The following is a 486-nucleotide window of genomic DNA, read 5'->3' as shown; positions in this document are numbered from 1 at the left end:
AACCCATACGGTCTGAGCCTTTAATATGAATTCCAGCCAGGAAAGCTAGCTCCAGTTGATCCGTCCACTTGGCGCGCACAATGCGGTTGCCATAGTTCGACATAAGCTTAACCGCCTGTGGACAGGATGTGCGGTGAATGACAATGCCTTTGTCAGCCGTTTCGAACCCAAATACATCATCGCCGGGGATAGGATTGCAGCAGGGCGCAATGGTGTAATTGAAGGTGTTGGTATGTTCGCCAATGACGAGCATATCAGCCCGTACGCCACGCGCTTTCTGCACTTCGTGGTCGAAAGACTTGGGTGCGAGTATGGAAGACTGCTGCGGCGTTGCTTCCTCATGGAATAGCTCTTCCTTGATTTCGCGGCCGTCTAGCTTTCCTATAGCGATGCGGTAGTACAACTCTGGCAAACTGTGCACGTGAAAATGTGTCAGGACCCGGTGTAGGTTTTCAGCTGTATTCGCAACGCCAAGCAGCTCCAAGC

Annotated in this window: 1 pseudogene; it reads right to left on the bottom strand. The window is 52.1% G+C overall.

Annotated elements, in window-relative coordinates:
* Window positions 1–421, bottom strand: a pseudogene (locus J4D97_RS23270) (bifunctional (p)ppGpp synthetase/guanosine-3',5'-bis(diphosphate) 3'-pyrophosphohydrolase); the annotation flags it as partial.
* Window positions 422–486 lie beyond the last annotated feature (65 nt).

The organism is Hymenobacter defluvii (genome assembly GCF_017589435.1).
GTDB classification, from domain to species: Bacteria; Bacteroidota; Bacteroidia; order Cytophagales; family Hymenobacteraceae; genus Hymenobacter; species Hymenobacter profundi.
The sequence above is the reverse complement of the archived record's forward strand: the minus strand, read 5'-3'. Positions and strand labels throughout refer to the sequence as shown.